Genomic DNA, 13,223 nt, shown 5'->3' with positions numbered 1-13,223 from the left:
AGGATAGTCATGTTGGATCAAATCCCCGTCGCCGACCTGACGTATGACGACGTACAAGCTGCGCATGAAAGGATCAGGCCGCACATCCGACGCACACCGGTAATGACCTCGGACTATCTGAATGAATTGACCGGCGCACAGCTGTTCTTCAAATGCGAGAACTTTCAGGAAGCAGGTGCATTCAAAGTGCGCGGTGCCAGTAATGCAGTCTTCGGCCTTAGCGATGAGATGGCGGCCAAGGGCGTTTGCACCCACTCAAGCGGGAACCACGCCCTGTCACTGTCATATGCGGCGGGTCGCCGGGGCATTCCATGCAATGTGGTGATGCCGCGCACCGCGCCGCAGGCCAAGAAAGACGCGGTACGACGCTTTGGTGGTACGATCACTGAATGTGAACCGTCCACGTCGTCCCGCGAAGCGACCTTTACCGAGGTGCAGGCCCGAACAGGCGGAGAGTTCGTGCACCCGTACAACGACCCTCGTGTTATCACTGGTCAGGCCACATGTTCGGCTGAATTGCTTGAGCAGACCGATGGCCTGGATGCAGTGATCGCGCCAATCGGCGGTGGCGGGATGGTCTCAGGCACCTGTCTGACGGTTTCGAACCTGGCACCAGGAACCGCGATCTATGCGGCTGAGCCTGAGCAGGCGGACGATGCGTACCGTTCCTTCAAAGCGGGTCATATCATTGCGGACGATGCCCCCAAAACGGTGGCGGACGGGCTGTTGGTCCCGCTCAAGGAAAACACATGGCACTTTGTGTCGAACAATGTGACCGACATCTTCACCGCGTCCGAGCAAGAGATCATCGACGCAATGAAACTCACTTGGAAATACTTGCGCGTGGTGATGGAGCCGTCTTCGGCCGTTCCGCTGGCCACCATTCTCAAGAACCCCGACACCTTCCGGGGCAAACGCGTCGGCGTCATCATCACCGGAGGCAACGTGGATCTGGACAAGCTGCCCTGGCTGAAAGGGTAAGGAGAAACAGGATGAACAAACCGATGAACAGTGATCAATTCGAAGTTGGCTATGACATCCCTGCCGCGATCGGCATGGATGAATCCGAAATCCAGACGCCTTGCCTGATCCTTGATCTGGACGCGCTCGAGCGTAACATCAAGAAGATGGGCGACTATGCCAAGGCACATGGGATGCGGCACCGGGTGCATGGCAAGATGCACAAATCCGTAGACGTCGCGAAGCTGCAGGAACAATTGGGCGGCGCAGTCGGCGTCTGCTGCCAAAAGGTTTCCGAGGCCGAGGTGTTTGCGCGCGGAGGCATCAAAGACATTCTGGTCTCGAATCAAGTGCGGGACCCGGTCAAGATTGACCGTCTGGCGCGCCTGCCGAAGCTTGGCGCACGCACAATCGTTTGCGTCGACGATGTGGACAACGTCGCTGACCTGTCTGCTGCTGCCGCTAAGCATGGCACTGAATTGGAGGTTTTTGTCGAGATCGACTGCGGCGCGGGCCGCTGTGGTGTCACCACGACCCCCGCTGTGATCGAAATCGCCAAGGCTGTTGAGGCCGCCCCTAACCTGAAATTTACCGGCATGCAGGCCTATCAAGGCGCGATGCAGCATCTGGATACGTATGAGGCACGCAAAGAAAAACTGGATACCGCAATCGCCATGGTCAAGGATGCCGTCGACGGATTGAAGGCTGAAGGGATCGACTGCGAGCTGGTTTCAGGCGGCGGTACGGGGTCTTATTATTTCGAAAGCAACTCGGGCGTTTATAACGAGCTGCAGTGCGGCTCTTATGCCTTCATGGATGCTGATTACGGTCGGATTCTGGACAAGGACGGTCAACGGATCGATCAGGGTGAATGGGAAAACGCCTTGTTCATTCTGACCAGCGTGATGAGCCACGCCAAAGCGGACAAGGCAATCTGCGATGCGGGTCTGAAGGTGCAATCCGTCGATAGCGGCCTGCCCTTCATCTTTGGGCGGGACGAAGTGGAATACCTGAAGTGCTCGGACGAACACGGGGTGATTGGCGATCCGGATGGGGTGCTGAAGGTCAACGACAAGCTGCGGCTGGTGCCCGGCCACTGTGACCCGACCTGCAACGTTCATGACTGGTACGTCGGTGTGCGCGGCGGCAAGGTTGAAGCCCTTTGGCCGGTCTCTGCCCGTGGCAAGGCCTATTGAATTACAGATGAATGCAGGGGCGGACGTTTAGCACCGCCCTTTCTAATGCCATCAAAAAGAAAGACAAACGCGATGATCATCGTTCCTGAAAAGGAAATCGGCGCTCTGTTAGGCCGACAGGAAAGCTATACTGCGGTTGAGCAGGTGTTTGCCGCGATGGCGGCTGGGGATGCCTACAACTTCCCGGTCGTGCGCGAGGCCATAGGTCATGCGGATGCGCTCTATGGGTTCAAAGGCGGGTTTGATCGCGCGGGCATGAACCTTGGCCTGAAAGCAGGCGGGTACTGGCCAAACAATCTGGAAACGCACGGGCTGATCAATCACCAATCCACCGTGTTTTTGTTTGATCCAGATACGGGTCGCGTTCGGGCCATCGTTGGGGGCAACCTGCTGACCGCGCTGCGCACGGCTGCAGCCTCGTCGGTTTCGATCAACCATTTGGCACGCAAGGATGCCAAGGTGATCGGAATGGTTGGCGCCGGGCATCAGGCGACATTCCAATTGCGCGCGGCATTGGAACAGCGGGACTTTGAGAAAGTCATAGGCTGGAACTTGCATCCAGAAATGCTGCCAAATCTCGAAAAGGTCGCGGCTGAAGCGGGGCTGCCTTTTGAGGCTGTGGATATGCCCGGCATGGTGCAGGCGGACGTGATTGTCACCATCACCTCCTCCTTCGCGCCAACACTGATGTCCGAGCACGTCTCCGACGGCACACACATCGCATGTATGGGCACTGATACCGTCGGCAAACAAGAGGTCGCCACAGACCTGATCGCCCGCGCAAGCGTCTTTACCGACGAGGTCGCGCAGGCCGTGACATTGGGTGAAAGCCAGCATGCCGTGGCTGCCGGAATGAAAGCCGAAGGCGATATCCGGCAGATCGGAGAGGTCATCAACGGCACCCATTCCGGGCGTGTGTCCGAGGCTGAGGTGACCGTGTTCGACGGTACTGGCGTGGGGCTGCAAGATCTTGCGGTGGCCAGCGCGGCAGTTGATCTGGCGGTCCAGCAAGGGATCGCGATCGAGGTCGACTTCTAAACCAAAACGCGCGCCCGGACCGGACGCGCGTACCATGATCAAATGACCGGGGTTGAATATCAGCCCCGAATTACCTTTGCGAAATTGTCAAAGATCGGCTCATTGGCGCAGATCACTTCGCCATCCTCAAGCACGCTGCCTTCGGGGTTCAGCGCCTGAACAAAGCCGCCCGCCTCTTTCACGATGATGATGCCTGCGGCCAGATCCCAGGCGTTTAGGCGACGCTCCCAAAAGCCTTCGTAACGACCGGCGGCCACATAGGCCATGTCCAGCGCGGCAGCACCCCAGCGACGAACACCTGCACAGGCAGGCATCAGACGGGCCAGGTCCTGCAAGGTCGCAGGCAGGTCCGAACGGCCACCGAATGGCAGACCTGTCGCGAAGATCGACTCGATCATGCGATGGCGGCCCGACACACGGATGCGCATGTCGTTCATCCACGCACCTTCGCCTTTTTCGGCAAAGAACATCTCATCCTTGGCAGGGTCATAGATCACACCCGAAACGATCTTGCCCTTATGTTCCAACGCGATTGAAACGGCCCAGTGCGGCAGCCCGTGCAGGAAGTTGGTGGTCCCATCCAGTGGGTCGACGATCCAGCGACGAGTCGGGTCTTCACCGTCAATCGCGCCGCCCTCTTCGGCCAGCCAACCATAGGTCGGACGGGCACCCAGCAATTCCTCTTTCAGGATGGCTTCGGCCGCGATATCAGCCTTCGACACAAAGTCGCCCGCACCTTTCATCGACACCTGCAGGTTCTCGACTTCACGAAAATCCTTGACCAGAGAACGCCCCGCCTTGCGCGCGGCCTTGATCATGATGTTGAGATTTGCACTGCCAACCATTTTCCATAGGCTCCTGTCCGGTCAAGCCGCGCGTATACTGGGGCAACGCGCCCTTGCCAAGAGGAATGATGCGCATGGCTGATCTGCGTCCGGCGCTATTGTGTCTGAAGCTTACGCGCCTCGGCGCGCGCCAGTTTCACCAACTCTTGCACAAAGGGTTTTTCAAGGTCTTCGCTGCGGACCGCAGCATATAACCTGCGGGTAATCCCATCTTTGGTAAGCGGGCGCGTGACGTAGTCGGAACTGTACTTCACTTCACGCACTACCCAATCAGGCAGCACCGAGATACCCCGGTTGGACGCCACCAGCAACAGGATCACGGCGGTCAGTTCAACCTGCCGGATCGTGGCCGGCTCGACCCGCGCTGGGATGAGTAACTGGCTGAACACGTCCAGACGCGTCCGTTCGACTGGATAGGTTATCAGTGTCTGACCTCTGAAATCTTCAGCTTCGATAAAGGGCTTTTCAGCCAATGGATGCGAAGACGCCGCGACAAATACGGCCTGGTAGTCAAAGAGTTCGACAAATTCGACACCCGGCAGATCTTCGGGGTCTGAGGACACCACCAGATCAACCTCTTCCTTCTGCAAGGCGGGCAATGCGTCGAATGCAAGGCCCGGGCGGATATCCACATCAACGTCTGACCAGGATTTACGGAAAGCTTCAAGCACCGGAAACAGCCACTCGAAACAAGCGTGACATTCGATCGCAATGTGCATCCGACCGGTTCGACCGTCGCGCAGCGATGAAAACTCATCCTGCATCGCCTCGACCTGCGGCAGAATTTGTTCAGCGAGCCGCAGCAGCCGCAAACCAGCTGCCGACAACTTCATCGGCTTGGATCGACGTAAAAACAGCTCAACCCCGGCCTGATCTTCCAACCCCTTGATCTGGTGACTTAGTGCGGATTGCGTGATGTTTAGCTGATCAGCTGCACGCGCAAGCCCACCGCATTCGTGGATGGCTTTGATCGTCCGTAAGTGGCGAAACTCGATATGCATTACTCACGCAACTCATGTTGTTGTTGAACAATATGAGTTTGTCTCACACTACACATAATGGCACAAGGGTATAAATGACAGCTACGAGGCCAACATGACCAAGCCTGAGATTTCATTCGAGTTCTTCCCGCCGCAGACTCTGGAGGCCTCGTTTCGCCTTTGGGATACGGTCCAGACCTTGGCGCCGCTGAACCCGCGGTTCGTATCGGTGACTTATGGTGCTGGTGGTACAACACGTGAGTTGACGCGTGATGCAGTTGCAACCTTACACAAATCCTCGGGGCTGCCTGTTGCTGCGCATCTGACCTGTGTCGATGCCTCGCGTCAGGAGACGCTTGAGATCGCAGACACATTCGCGCGCGCAGGCGTTCAGGATATCGTTGCCCTGCGTGGCGACCCACCTAAAGGTCAAGACCGGTTCGCCCCCCACCCTGATGGTTTCACCAACTCGGTAGAATTGATTTCTGCACTGGCCGAGACCGAGATGTTCAGCATCCGTGTCGGCGCTTATCCGGACAAACATCCCGAAGCAAGCAATGCCCGCGCTGATGTGGATTGGTTAAAGGCCAAGCTAGATGCGGGCGCGGACGAGGCGTTGACCCAATTCTTCTTCGAGGCTGAAACCTTCTTCCGGTTTCGCGATGCCTGCGAAAAAGCGGGGATCGACAAGCCTATCGTACCGGGCATTCTTCCAATCGAGAACTGGAAGGGTGCGCGTAACTTTGCAAAACGCTGTGGCGCCCACATTCCCGACTGGATCGAGAACGCATTTGACAAAGCAATCCGGGACGATCGCGAAGATCTTCTGGCGACGGCGCTATGCACCGAACTCTGCTCGGACCTGATAGAAGGCGGCGTGGACAAACTGCATTTCTATACGCTCAACCGACCCGAGCTTACTCGGGATGTCTGCTTTGCCCTGGGCATTACACCCCAGACCGAATTGCAGAACGTCGCCTGATCCCACAGTTTTTGCGTTTGCCCTGTATCGCCGGGCATGGCAGTCGTCTGCCATGCTCATTTGCGACAACCGCTGCGCAGGCGACAATCTCGATATGCACCCGTCAACTGTTGCCCTACCTCAGTCTAATTCCTGAAAAAATTTGACAAAAATGTGATCAATGGCAATCTGACCCCGTTGTAGTTTTAATGAGTGTTTTGAGTATGAAGCCAGTGAGCAAGGTACAGGCTCGGGCCGAAGCGTTGCAGGTTCTTGGTCTGCCCCCAAATGCAAACGCAAACGAGATTCGTGAAGCCTGGCGCAAAATCGCGTTCCACGATCATCCTGATCATACCGACGGTGATTATTCCGGTTTTTCGGATGCTAAATCAGCCTATGATTTTTTGCGTAAAGAAGGGATGACACGCAAAAACGGTTTAGATTCTTCTACACCGCGTCGTCCTCGTCTGAAGAAACGCGTAATCGAACTGGCCGCAGATGAAATCAAAGCTTGTCACGATCTGTTAAAACCCGAACGCGCGCTGAAGGATTTATCGGAACTAGGTGAACCGGACGCCGCCAAAAGCGCCCGCGAATCTTCGGACCATGTTCCTGATGCAATCGGATGCTTCGGGCGCGATCTTACCTACTTCGTTGCATCGTCAGTCTGCGAAGGGTCTAACCGCGTTGCATTGCCAACCTCGGTCCTTTCCGGCTACCGCAAGTCAGAAACAGAGATTCTGACCTTTCGGTCCAAGGGCTCGGGCTCCGGTGAGATTGTCATTCCTGACCCGATACGCGAGAGGAAATTTCCCGGTGCCAAGAGTGTAACAATACGGTTCGAAGCGGATCAACACATGCGGGATATGTTCGAGTTGGCGGGGTGAGAGAACCCGCCAGCGAAAAAAGCCCGGCCTTAGTGGCCGGGCTTTCTTTCATTAATCGGAATCAGTTGGAAATCGGGCCTTCTGATGTGAATTTCGGGATCACGCTGGTCGAAGCGGCATCCCCTTCGATTCCGGGCCAGTTGCCTTCCGCCAGGTCGATGTTGGCCGGAACATCCTCTTCCCAGAAACCAACAACAACATCAGTGATGTTCAGATAGAGCTTGTCATCGACAATACGCCACAGATTTGGGTTGCCCGGAACCTTGCCGCCTTTCGACACGCCGTATGCACAATGGCCATCATATTGCGGTGCGTAAAAGGCCGGGTTTTCCAGAAACTTGTCACGGTTCTCTTCGGTCGCAAACGCCCAGGTAACACCATTATAGTCTGCGGTGATGTCGGCCCGACCGCGAACAGCCTCGGGTTGCGACTGGCCTACAGGAACCTGATCCAGGCTGCGGTAAGCAACAACGTCGTATCCCGATACGGCAAATCCGGTGCCATCAACATATTGTTCTCCGGCGAACGCGGGCACGGCAAAAGCCATCGTCGCGGCAAGGGTCAGCGCAAAGCGTTTCATGTGATTGGTCCTCATGTCCTTACGGTTTCTGGTCACCCGAACTGCGGGTCTGGTCAAACAATAGGTAATTTTGGCCCGGCGCGAAGACCCCCTCGCGCCGCTGTGAAAACCAGAGGGGTTTTGTGAGGTGAACGAGGCGCAATGTTACAAATATCTCGCCACATCCGGGGTTGGACTTTGAGTTTTGCAATATTAGCTGTGAAGGCGGCGCGTTTTGGCCAAATGATGCAGAAAGGCAAAAGATGAGCGAACAATCCACTTACACACCCCCAAAGGTCTGGACTTGGGACAGCGAAAGCGGAGGACGCTTTGCCAATATAAACCGGCCCATAGCCGGTGCGACCCACGAAAAGGATCTTCCGGTCGGGAAGCACCCGCTTCAACTGTATTCGCTCGCCACCCCAAACGGCGTCAAGGTTACGGTCATGCTGGAGGAGCTTTTGGCATTGGGCCATTCCGGGGCCGAATACAATGCGTGGCTGATCAACATCGGTGAAGGTGATCAGTTCAGCTCGGGCTTTGTCGGGGCCAATCCTAACTCGAAGATACCGGCGCTGTGGGATCATTCAGGTGAAACACCTGTGCGCGTTTTCGAGAGCGCCTCCATCTTGCTGCATCTCGCTGAGAAATTCGGTGAGTTTCTGCCCGCCAGCGGTGCCGAGCGGACAGAAGTGATGAACTGGTTGTTCTGGCAAATGGGCAGCGCGCCATATCTGGGCGGTGGCTTTGGCCACTTCTACGCTTATGCGCCTGAGAAATGGCAATATCCGATCGACCGTTTCGCGATGGAGGCCAAACGCCAGTTGCATGTGCTGGAACTGGAACTTGCCGATAAGCCTTATATTGCAGGTCAGGACTATACCATCGCCGACATGGCGATCTGGCCGTGGTACGGGCAGCTTGTTCTGGGCCGTCTATATGATGCGGCAGAATTCCTGGATGTCGAAAGCTATGAAAACGTGATGCGTTGGGCCAAAACCATCGATGCTCGCCCCGCCGTTCAGCGCGGCCGGATGGTCAATCGTGCGTTTGGAGAGCCGCATACGCAGTTGCACGAACGCCATGACGCCAGCGATTTTGAGACCCGCACGCAGGATAAACTGGAAGCGGCAGACTAACGTCCTGCGCTACTTCAATATTGGGGGCCGCTCGGGATCACTGCCTGGCGCGGCCCTTTCCATTTTGGGCGCTTGAGGCTGGGGCAAATCAAACCGCAGCCCAACCTTTGCCAAGGCAGAAGTAGCCGGATCCTGCACTTCAAAAAAGCCAACATCCAGCGCTCCGGCCTCGATCCCCGAAAAGGTCAATGCCTCGGATACGGCGCGTGCAAGCGCTGGCTGCGCACCTTCGACCGCTGAAACAAAACCCAATAAATGGCCCTGCCCCCCATCTTCAGTCTTTGTCCCAACTAGAAACGCCGCCGCAGCCAGACCTGCAGCCGTCGCCAGCTTTGCATCAAGCGCGGTCAACAGAACATCTGGCAAACCGGAGGGCGGATAGAATTCGGCAAGTCGCTGCTTCACCTCCTTTGGACCATGCTGCAGCGTGTCAGACAACCAACCGAGCGCTTCAGCGGGGATCAACATCGACGACGGTGCAACATCAAGGTTCAGACCCAGCCCGACCCCCTGCCCCGACAACATCCCTGAAAGAACACGACCTGACAGAGCGACATAGGGGACCGGTCGACCCGCAAATGCCGCCAGTCGTTCCTCAATATCAAACACCAGAACAAAACGACCATCCGCCACATCGAACAGCTCGGGCGAAATACCTTCATCCTTCGCTTCCTCGGTCAGCATCAGGAACAGCTCGCTATCGGCCAGTCTTTCGAAAAAGCGTAGTCGAGCGTTGTCGTCTTCCGGGGCCGCCTGCATGGAGTTATGTGCAGCATCCAAAGCTGTGGCTTCAGTCATTCAGAACCTCATTCACCCGTTTCTGTAGCACCGGCAACAGCTCGGCCTCGAACCAGGGGTTTTTCTTCAGCCAAGCCGTATTGCGCCAGGACGGGTGAGGCAAGGCAAAGACGCGCGGTGCATGGTCTCGCCAAAGACTAACAGTCTCGGTAACCGGTGTTTTTACGCCAAGATGATATTTATGGGCATGACCCCCGACGAGGATCGTCAACGGTACTTCTCCCAACGCAGCCATCACCTTGTCATGCCAGGTGCGCCCGCATATCGGCGGCGGAGGCAGGTCGGCCTTGCGCTCATTGTATCCGGGGAAGCAAAACGCCATCGGCACGATGGATACGCGCGAACGGTCATAAAATGCGTTCTCATCCAGTCCCAGCCAATCCCGTAGCCGGTCACCCGAAGGGTCGGTGAAAGGCTTCCCTGAAGCATGGACGCGCGCGCCCGGTGCCTGACCTGCGATCAAAATGCGCGCACCGGGGCGAAACCAGACCACCGGGCGCGGCTGGTGCGCAGTCGTGGTCTGCGCGAACCTATCCGCGCACAAACGGCAGGCTTGGATGTCCTCAATCAGCGAATTCATCGGCTCAACAGGCTTTTGCAATGTTCATCGATGAAGATAGGCATCATCTACCCTCGAGCCAATGAAACCGTCCTTGCAACACATCAATGTCATGAACGCGGATGCGCATTGATCATTTGTTTCATATTTCGACATAATGTGGCCAACATGGATCGGTAGCACACCGATCCTCAAACCGTCAAAACCCCGAGCGATCTGCAGGCCGCACATGCTGGAATTCGAAAATGTCAGCAAGTCTTTCTGGACCGGAACCCGCCGCAAGGTGATTCTGGATCGGGTCTCGTTCCGGGTTGAGCTTGGAACATCTCTTGGCGTGCTGGCCCCGAACGGAACCGGCAAGACCACGTTGATCAACATGATGGCAGGGCTGGAAAAGCCCGACGAAGGCGTGATTCGGCGCGACTGCCGCGTATCCTTCCCCATGGGCTTTGCAGGAGGTGTGGCCAAGCGCCTGTCCGCGCTGGAGAACGCACGCTATATCGCGAAGATCTACGGCATGGATCCCGACTATGTCGAAGCCTACTGCAAATGGCTGTGCAACTTGGGTGAGTATTTCGACCAGCCGCTCGGAACCTATTCGTCCGGAATGCGGGCCCGGTTTACATTTGCACTGATGCTGGCCCTAGATTTCGATATGTATCTGATTGACGAGGGGATGCCCTCGACAACCGATGTCGAGTTCAACAAGAAGGCGGGCGACATTCTGAAAGAGAAGCTGCGCACGACAACCTTGGTGATCGTATCGCACAACCCTTCGCTTCTTGAAAAATTCGCGCGGCAGGCTGCGGTATTGGTAGACGGCCAGCTTTACATGTTTGAAACCTTGGAAGAGGCAAAGCAGCTCTATGACTACCAAACCCAAGGCTAGGAAATACAATCCCGACCGCACGGCACGCGGTTCTGGCACTGCCGAGGCACGCTCGGACGCCATTTCGCGCATCCGAAAGGCGACCCAAGGCACAAACTCGGCTGACGACACTCAGCAACCGGGCAACGAGTTGGATGCGATCAAACGCGAAGGTCTGACAGGGCGGCAATTGCGCGTCGCGCGGCGTTTGGCGCACAAGAACGGGCTGGCGGCGACGTCAGACTACGATGCGGTCCGGCTGTTACGAAAGAAAGGAATTGATCCGTTTCAGCGCACAAACCTGCTTGATCTGGCAGCTCCTGACCAAGGTAAGCCAACTGGTGATGACGCCGCGCAAGACAATATAAAGATTCACCTGCCGCAAACGACCAGGGACTCGCAGAAGAACCTGCCAGGACCCGAACTCAGCCCGGCCGAACGTCGTGAATATGAAATCGGGCAGATCCAGAAAGACATCGCCCGCCGCCGCCGCCGCAAGCTTGCCGGGTTATTCGCACGATTGACGGTGTTCGTATTCATTCCAACATTCATCGTGGGCTACTATTTCTATCGCGTGGCGACACCGATGTATGCCAGCGACTCGGTGTTTTCGATCCTGCAAGCGGATGGCGGCGGTGCTTCGTTCGGTGGATTTCTGGCGGGCACGCAGTTTGCGACGGCGCAGGATTCCGTGTCCACTCAGGAATTTCTGGAATCCAAGGATGCATTGGAACGGCTTGAACGTGATGTCGGATTTACTGAGTTTTTTCGGCAGGATTGGATAGACCCGATCCAACGATTGCCGGCTGATGCGACGCTTGAAGAAACCTACAAGCTTTATAAGCGTATGATCACAATCGGATATGATCCTAGTGACGGCGTCATCCGAATGGAGGTCGCAGCGCCGAGCCCCGAGATAGCGGTCGATTTGTCCAGACGGCTTATCTCTTACGCGGAAGAGACCATCAATGGTCTGACTGAATTGAAACGCGAAGACCAGATGCGCGATGCCTTGGCGAGTTTTGAGGCTGCGCAAGAGGCACGCAGACAGGCTCAGGAAGACCTGATCGAACTGCAGCTACAAGGTGCGATACTGGACCCGCAAAGTGTGATCGCCAGCCTGCGAGGAAGGATCGATCAGTTCGAATTCGAGCTGCAGGACAAAGAACTACAATTGGCCGCGCTTCTCGATAATACGCGCCCCAACCAGGCCAAGGTGGATGGTACACGGGCGGATATCGCGCGGCTGCAAGCGGTCCTTGATGAGTTGAATGCCGAAATGCTGGACGTGTCGGCGGGCGAAAATTCGCTGGCGCGTTTGAGCGTGCGAATCCAGATGGCTCAGGCCGATCTGGCGGCGCGTGACATGATGCTGCAAACGGCAATGCAGCAAATGGAAGCCACGCGGACCGAGGCCAATCGGAAAGTGCGGTATCTGACCGTCTCGGTGAACCCGGTCGCCAGCCAGGAACCCAGCTATCCGCGCAAGTTCGAAAATACGATTTTGGCATTCCTGTTATTTGCTGGTATCTACCTGATGATCTCGCTTACCGCGTCGGTCCTTCGTGAACAGGTATCCTCGTAAGACTCATGAAACATGTAAAAATAGCCGACCTGACGGTTGGCAACGACCTTCCGCTGACCATCATTGCCGGCCCTTGCCAGCTTGAAACCGCCGATCACGCCCAAATGATCGCCGGCACCATGAAAGAGGCATGCGACGCCGTAGGTGCGCAATATGTGTTCAAGGCCTCGTATGACAAAGCCAACCGGACCTCGCTGTCCGGCAAGCGCGGCATGGGCATTGAGTCCGGGCTGCAGGTGCTGGAAGATATCCGCAAAACCATGGGCATACCGGTACTGACCGATGTCCATACCGAAGCGCAATGCGCGATTGCGGCTGAGGCCGTCGATATTCTGCAAATCCCTGCGTTTCTGTGTCGTCAGACGGACATGCTGCTGGCGGCGGGCAATACCGGCAAAGCGGTCAACGTAAAAAAAGGGCAGTTTCTTGCCCCGTGGGAAATGCCGAATATCGTCACTAAGATCGAAAGCACCGGCAATCAGAACATCCTGCTGACCGAGCGTGGAACTTCGTTTGGCTACAATACGCTGGTCGCGGACCTGCGATCGCTGCCGCAGATGGCGCAAACCGGATATCCGGTCGTCATGGATGCGACACACTCGGTGCAACAGCCCGGCGGCCAAGGTGGTTCCTCGGGTGGACAGCGTGAGTTTGCGCCGGTGATGGCGCGAGCCGCTGTATCTCTGGGCGTCGGAGCCGTTTTCATAGAAACCCATCAGGATCCCGACACCGCCCCCTCAGATGGGCCGAACATGATCCCTCTGGATCAAATGGGCCATCTGGTTGACACATTGATGCGATTTGATGCGCTGGCCAAAGAAAACCCAATTCAGATTTAACGATTGAGA

14 protein-coding genes are annotated in these 13,223 nt (G+C 56.4%); 9 read left to right on the top strand and 5 right to left on the bottom strand.

Annotation, left to right across the window (positions count from 1 at the left end; translation table 11 throughout):
* The first annotated feature begins 9 nt into the window (after positions 1 to 9).
* From bhcB to bhcD, 3 genes are all read left to right on the top strand, one after another.
* Positions 10 to 981 (top strand): beta-hydroxyaspartate dehydratase BhcB, encoded by a 972-nt coding sequence (bhcB, locus tag ACRZ96_RS06410; RefSeq protein WP_480706833.1) that lies wholly within the window; start codon positions 10 to 12, stop codon positions 979 to 981.
* 11 nt (positions 982 to 992) lie between these two features.
* The gene (bhcC, locus tag ACRZ96_RS06405) at positions 993 to 2,156 is read left to right on the top strand and encodes a 3-hydroxy-D-aspartate aldolase BhcC (RefSeq protein WP_480706835.1); all 1,164 of its coding nucleotides are present in this window, start codon (positions 993 to 995) and stop codon (positions 2,154 to 2,156) included.
* A gap of 72 nt (positions 2,157 to 2,228) precedes the next feature.
* Positions 2,229 to 3,194, top strand: coding sequence for an iminosuccinate reductase BhcD (gene bhcD / locus ACRZ96_RS06400; RefSeq protein ID WP_480814331.1), 966 nt, complete (start codon positions 2,229 to 2,231; stop codon positions 3,192 to 3,194).
* 59 nt (positions 3,195 to 3,253) lie between these two features.
* Here bhcD and ACRZ96_RS06395 read toward each other — a convergent pair whose 3' ends face one another.
* Both ACRZ96_RS06395 and ACRZ96_RS06390 read right to left on the bottom strand, forming a co-directional pair.
* Complete coding sequence (locus tag ACRZ96_RS06395) at positions 3,254 to 4,039, bottom strand: inositol monophosphatase family protein (RefSeq protein ID WP_170392295.1); 786 nt, start codon at positions 4,037 to 4,039, stop codon at positions 3,254 to 3,256.
* A gap of 95 nt (positions 4,040 to 4,134) precedes the next feature.
* A complete protein-coding gene (locus ACRZ96_RS06390; protein ID WP_170512437.1) occupies positions 4,135 to 5,040 on the bottom strand; it encodes a LysR family transcriptional regulator in 906 nt (301 codons plus the stop codon).
* A gap of 94 nt (positions 5,041 to 5,134) precedes the next feature.
* On the opposite strand from ACRZ96_RS06390, the gene metF reads away from it, so the two are divergent.
* Entirely contained in the window at positions 5,135 to 6,001 is an 867-nt protein-coding gene (gene metF / locus ACRZ96_RS06385) for a methylenetetrahydrofolate reductase [NAD(P)H] (RefSeq protein WP_170609018.1), read from the top strand.
* Positions 6,002 to 6,204: 203 nt separating this feature from the next.
* Positions 6,205 to 6,867 (top strand): J domain-containing protein, encoded by a 663-nt coding sequence (locus ACRZ96_RS06380; protein ID WP_170401705.1) that lies wholly within the window; start codon positions 6,205 to 6,207, stop codon positions 6,865 to 6,867.
* 61 nt (positions 6,868 to 6,928) lie between these two features.
* Here ACRZ96_RS06380 and ACRZ96_RS06375 read toward each other — a convergent pair whose 3' ends face one another.
* A complete protein-coding gene (locus tag ACRZ96_RS06375) occupies positions 6,929 to 7,447 on the bottom strand; it encodes a YHS domain-containing (seleno)protein (RefSeq protein ID WP_170392303.1) in 519 nt (172 codons plus the stop codon).
* A 242-nt stretch (positions 7,448 to 7,689) separates the two neighbouring features.
* Between ACRZ96_RS06375 and yghU the strand changes: the two genes are divergently transcribed.
* A complete protein-coding gene (gene yghU, locus ACRZ96_RS06370; RefSeq protein WP_170401711.1) occupies positions 7,690 to 8,565 on the top strand; it encodes a glutathione-dependent disulfide-bond oxidoreductase in 876 nt (291 codons plus the stop codon).
* 9 nt (positions 8,566 to 8,574) lie between these two features.
* Here yghU and ACRZ96_RS06365 read toward each other — a convergent pair whose 3' ends face one another.
* A complete protein-coding gene (locus ACRZ96_RS06365) occupies positions 8,575 to 9,363 on the bottom strand; it encodes an SseB family protein (RefSeq protein WP_480814330.1) in 789 nt (262 codons plus the stop codon).
* Positions 9,356 to 9,943 carry a uracil-DNA glycosylase family protein gene (locus ACRZ96_RS06360; protein WP_170636042.1) on the bottom strand — a complete coding sequence of 196 codons (588 nt, stop codon included), beginning with the start codon at positions 9,941 to 9,943 and terminating at the stop codon, positions 9,356 to 9,358. Before ACRZ96_RS06360 ends, ACRZ96_RS06365 begins: the two co-directional genes overlap by 8 nt.
* A 208-nt stretch (positions 9,944 to 10,151) precedes the next feature.
* On the opposite strand from ACRZ96_RS06360, the gene ACRZ96_RS06355 reads away from it, so the two are divergent.
* Genes ACRZ96_RS06355 through kdsA form a run of 3 tightly spaced genes read left to right on the top strand, consistent with a single transcriptional unit; the run spans position 10,152 to position 13,214 of the window.
* Positions 10,152 to 10,811 (top strand): ABC transporter ATP-binding protein, encoded by a 660-nt coding sequence (locus ACRZ96_RS06355; RefSeq protein WP_170392311.1) that lies wholly within the window; start codon positions 10,152 to 10,154, stop codon positions 10,809 to 10,811.
* On the top strand, positions 10,789 to 12,375 hold the full coding sequence (locus ACRZ96_RS06350) for a KpsE/RkpR family capsule polysaccharide export protein (RefSeq protein ID WP_480586811.1): 1,587 nt from the start codon (positions 10,789 to 10,791) through the stop codon (positions 12,373 to 12,375). Before ACRZ96_RS06355 ends, ACRZ96_RS06350 begins: the two co-directional genes overlap by 23 nt.
* A 5-nt stretch (positions 12,376 to 12,380) precedes the next feature.
* Complete coding sequence (gene kdsA, locus ACRZ96_RS06345) at positions 12,381 to 13,214, top strand: 3-deoxy-8-phosphooctulonate synthase (RefSeq protein WP_170512445.1); 834 nt, start codon at positions 12,381 to 12,383, stop codon at positions 13,212 to 13,214.
* The last annotated feature ends 9 nt before the right edge of the window (positions 13,215 to 13,223 follow it).

The organism is Ruegeria sp. CF1, assembly GCF_056537445.1.
The sequence above is the reverse complement of the archived record's forward strand: the minus strand, read 5'-3'. Positions and strand labels throughout refer to the sequence as shown.

Excerpts from the sequence above, each read along its gene's own strand:
- bhcB (WP_480706833.1), top strand. The coding sequence starts at position 10 with ATGTTGGATCAAATCCCCGTCGCCGACCTGACGTATGACGACGTACAA.
- bhcC (WP_480706835.1), top strand. The coding sequence starts at position 993 with ATGAACAAACCGATGAACAGTGATCAATTCGAAGTTGGCTATGACATC.
- bhcD (WP_480814331.1), top strand. The coding sequence starts at position 2,229 with ATGATCATCGTTCCTGAAAAGGAAATCGGCGCTCTGTTAGGCCGACAG.
- ACRZ96_RS06395 (WP_170392295.1), bottom strand. The coding sequence starts at position 4,039 with ATGGTTGGCAGTGCAAATCTCAACATCATGATCAAGGCCGCGCGCAAG.
- ACRZ96_RS06390 (WP_170512437.1), bottom strand. The coding sequence starts at position 5,040 with ATGCATATCGAGTTTCGCCACTTACGGACGATCAAAGCCATCCACGAA.
- metF (WP_170609018.1), top strand. The coding sequence starts at position 5,135 with ATGACCAAGCCTGAGATTTCATTCGAGTTCTTCCCGCCGCAGACTCTG.
- ACRZ96_RS06380 (WP_170401705.1), top strand. The coding sequence starts at position 6,205 with ATGAAGCCAGTGAGCAAGGTACAGGCTCGGGCCGAAGCGTTGCAGGTT.
- ACRZ96_RS06375 (WP_170392303.1), bottom strand. The coding sequence starts at position 7,447 with ATGAAACGCTTTGCGCTGACCCTTGCCGCGACGATGGCTTTTGCCGTG.
- yghU (WP_170401711.1), top strand. The coding sequence starts at position 7,690 with ATGAGCGAACAATCCACTTACACACCCCCAAAGGTCTGGACTTGGGAC.
- ACRZ96_RS06365 (WP_480814330.1), bottom strand. The coding sequence starts at position 9,363 with ATGACTGAAGCCACAGCTTTGGATGCTGCACATAACTCCATGCAGGCG.
- ACRZ96_RS06360 (WP_170636042.1), bottom strand. The coding sequence starts at position 9,943 with ATGAATTCGCTGATTGAGGACATCCAAGCCTGCCGTTTGTGCGCGGAT.
- ACRZ96_RS06355 (WP_170392311.1), top strand. The coding sequence starts at position 10,152 with ATGCTGGAATTCGAAAATGTCAGCAAGTCTTTCTGGACCGGAACCCGC.
- ACRZ96_RS06350 (WP_480586811.1), top strand. The coding sequence starts at position 10,789 with ATGACTACCAAACCCAAGGCTAGGAAATACAATCCCGACCGCACGGCA.
- kdsA (WP_170512445.1), top strand. The coding sequence starts at position 12,381 with ATGAAACATGTAAAAATAGCCGACCTGACGGTTGGCAACGACCTTCCG.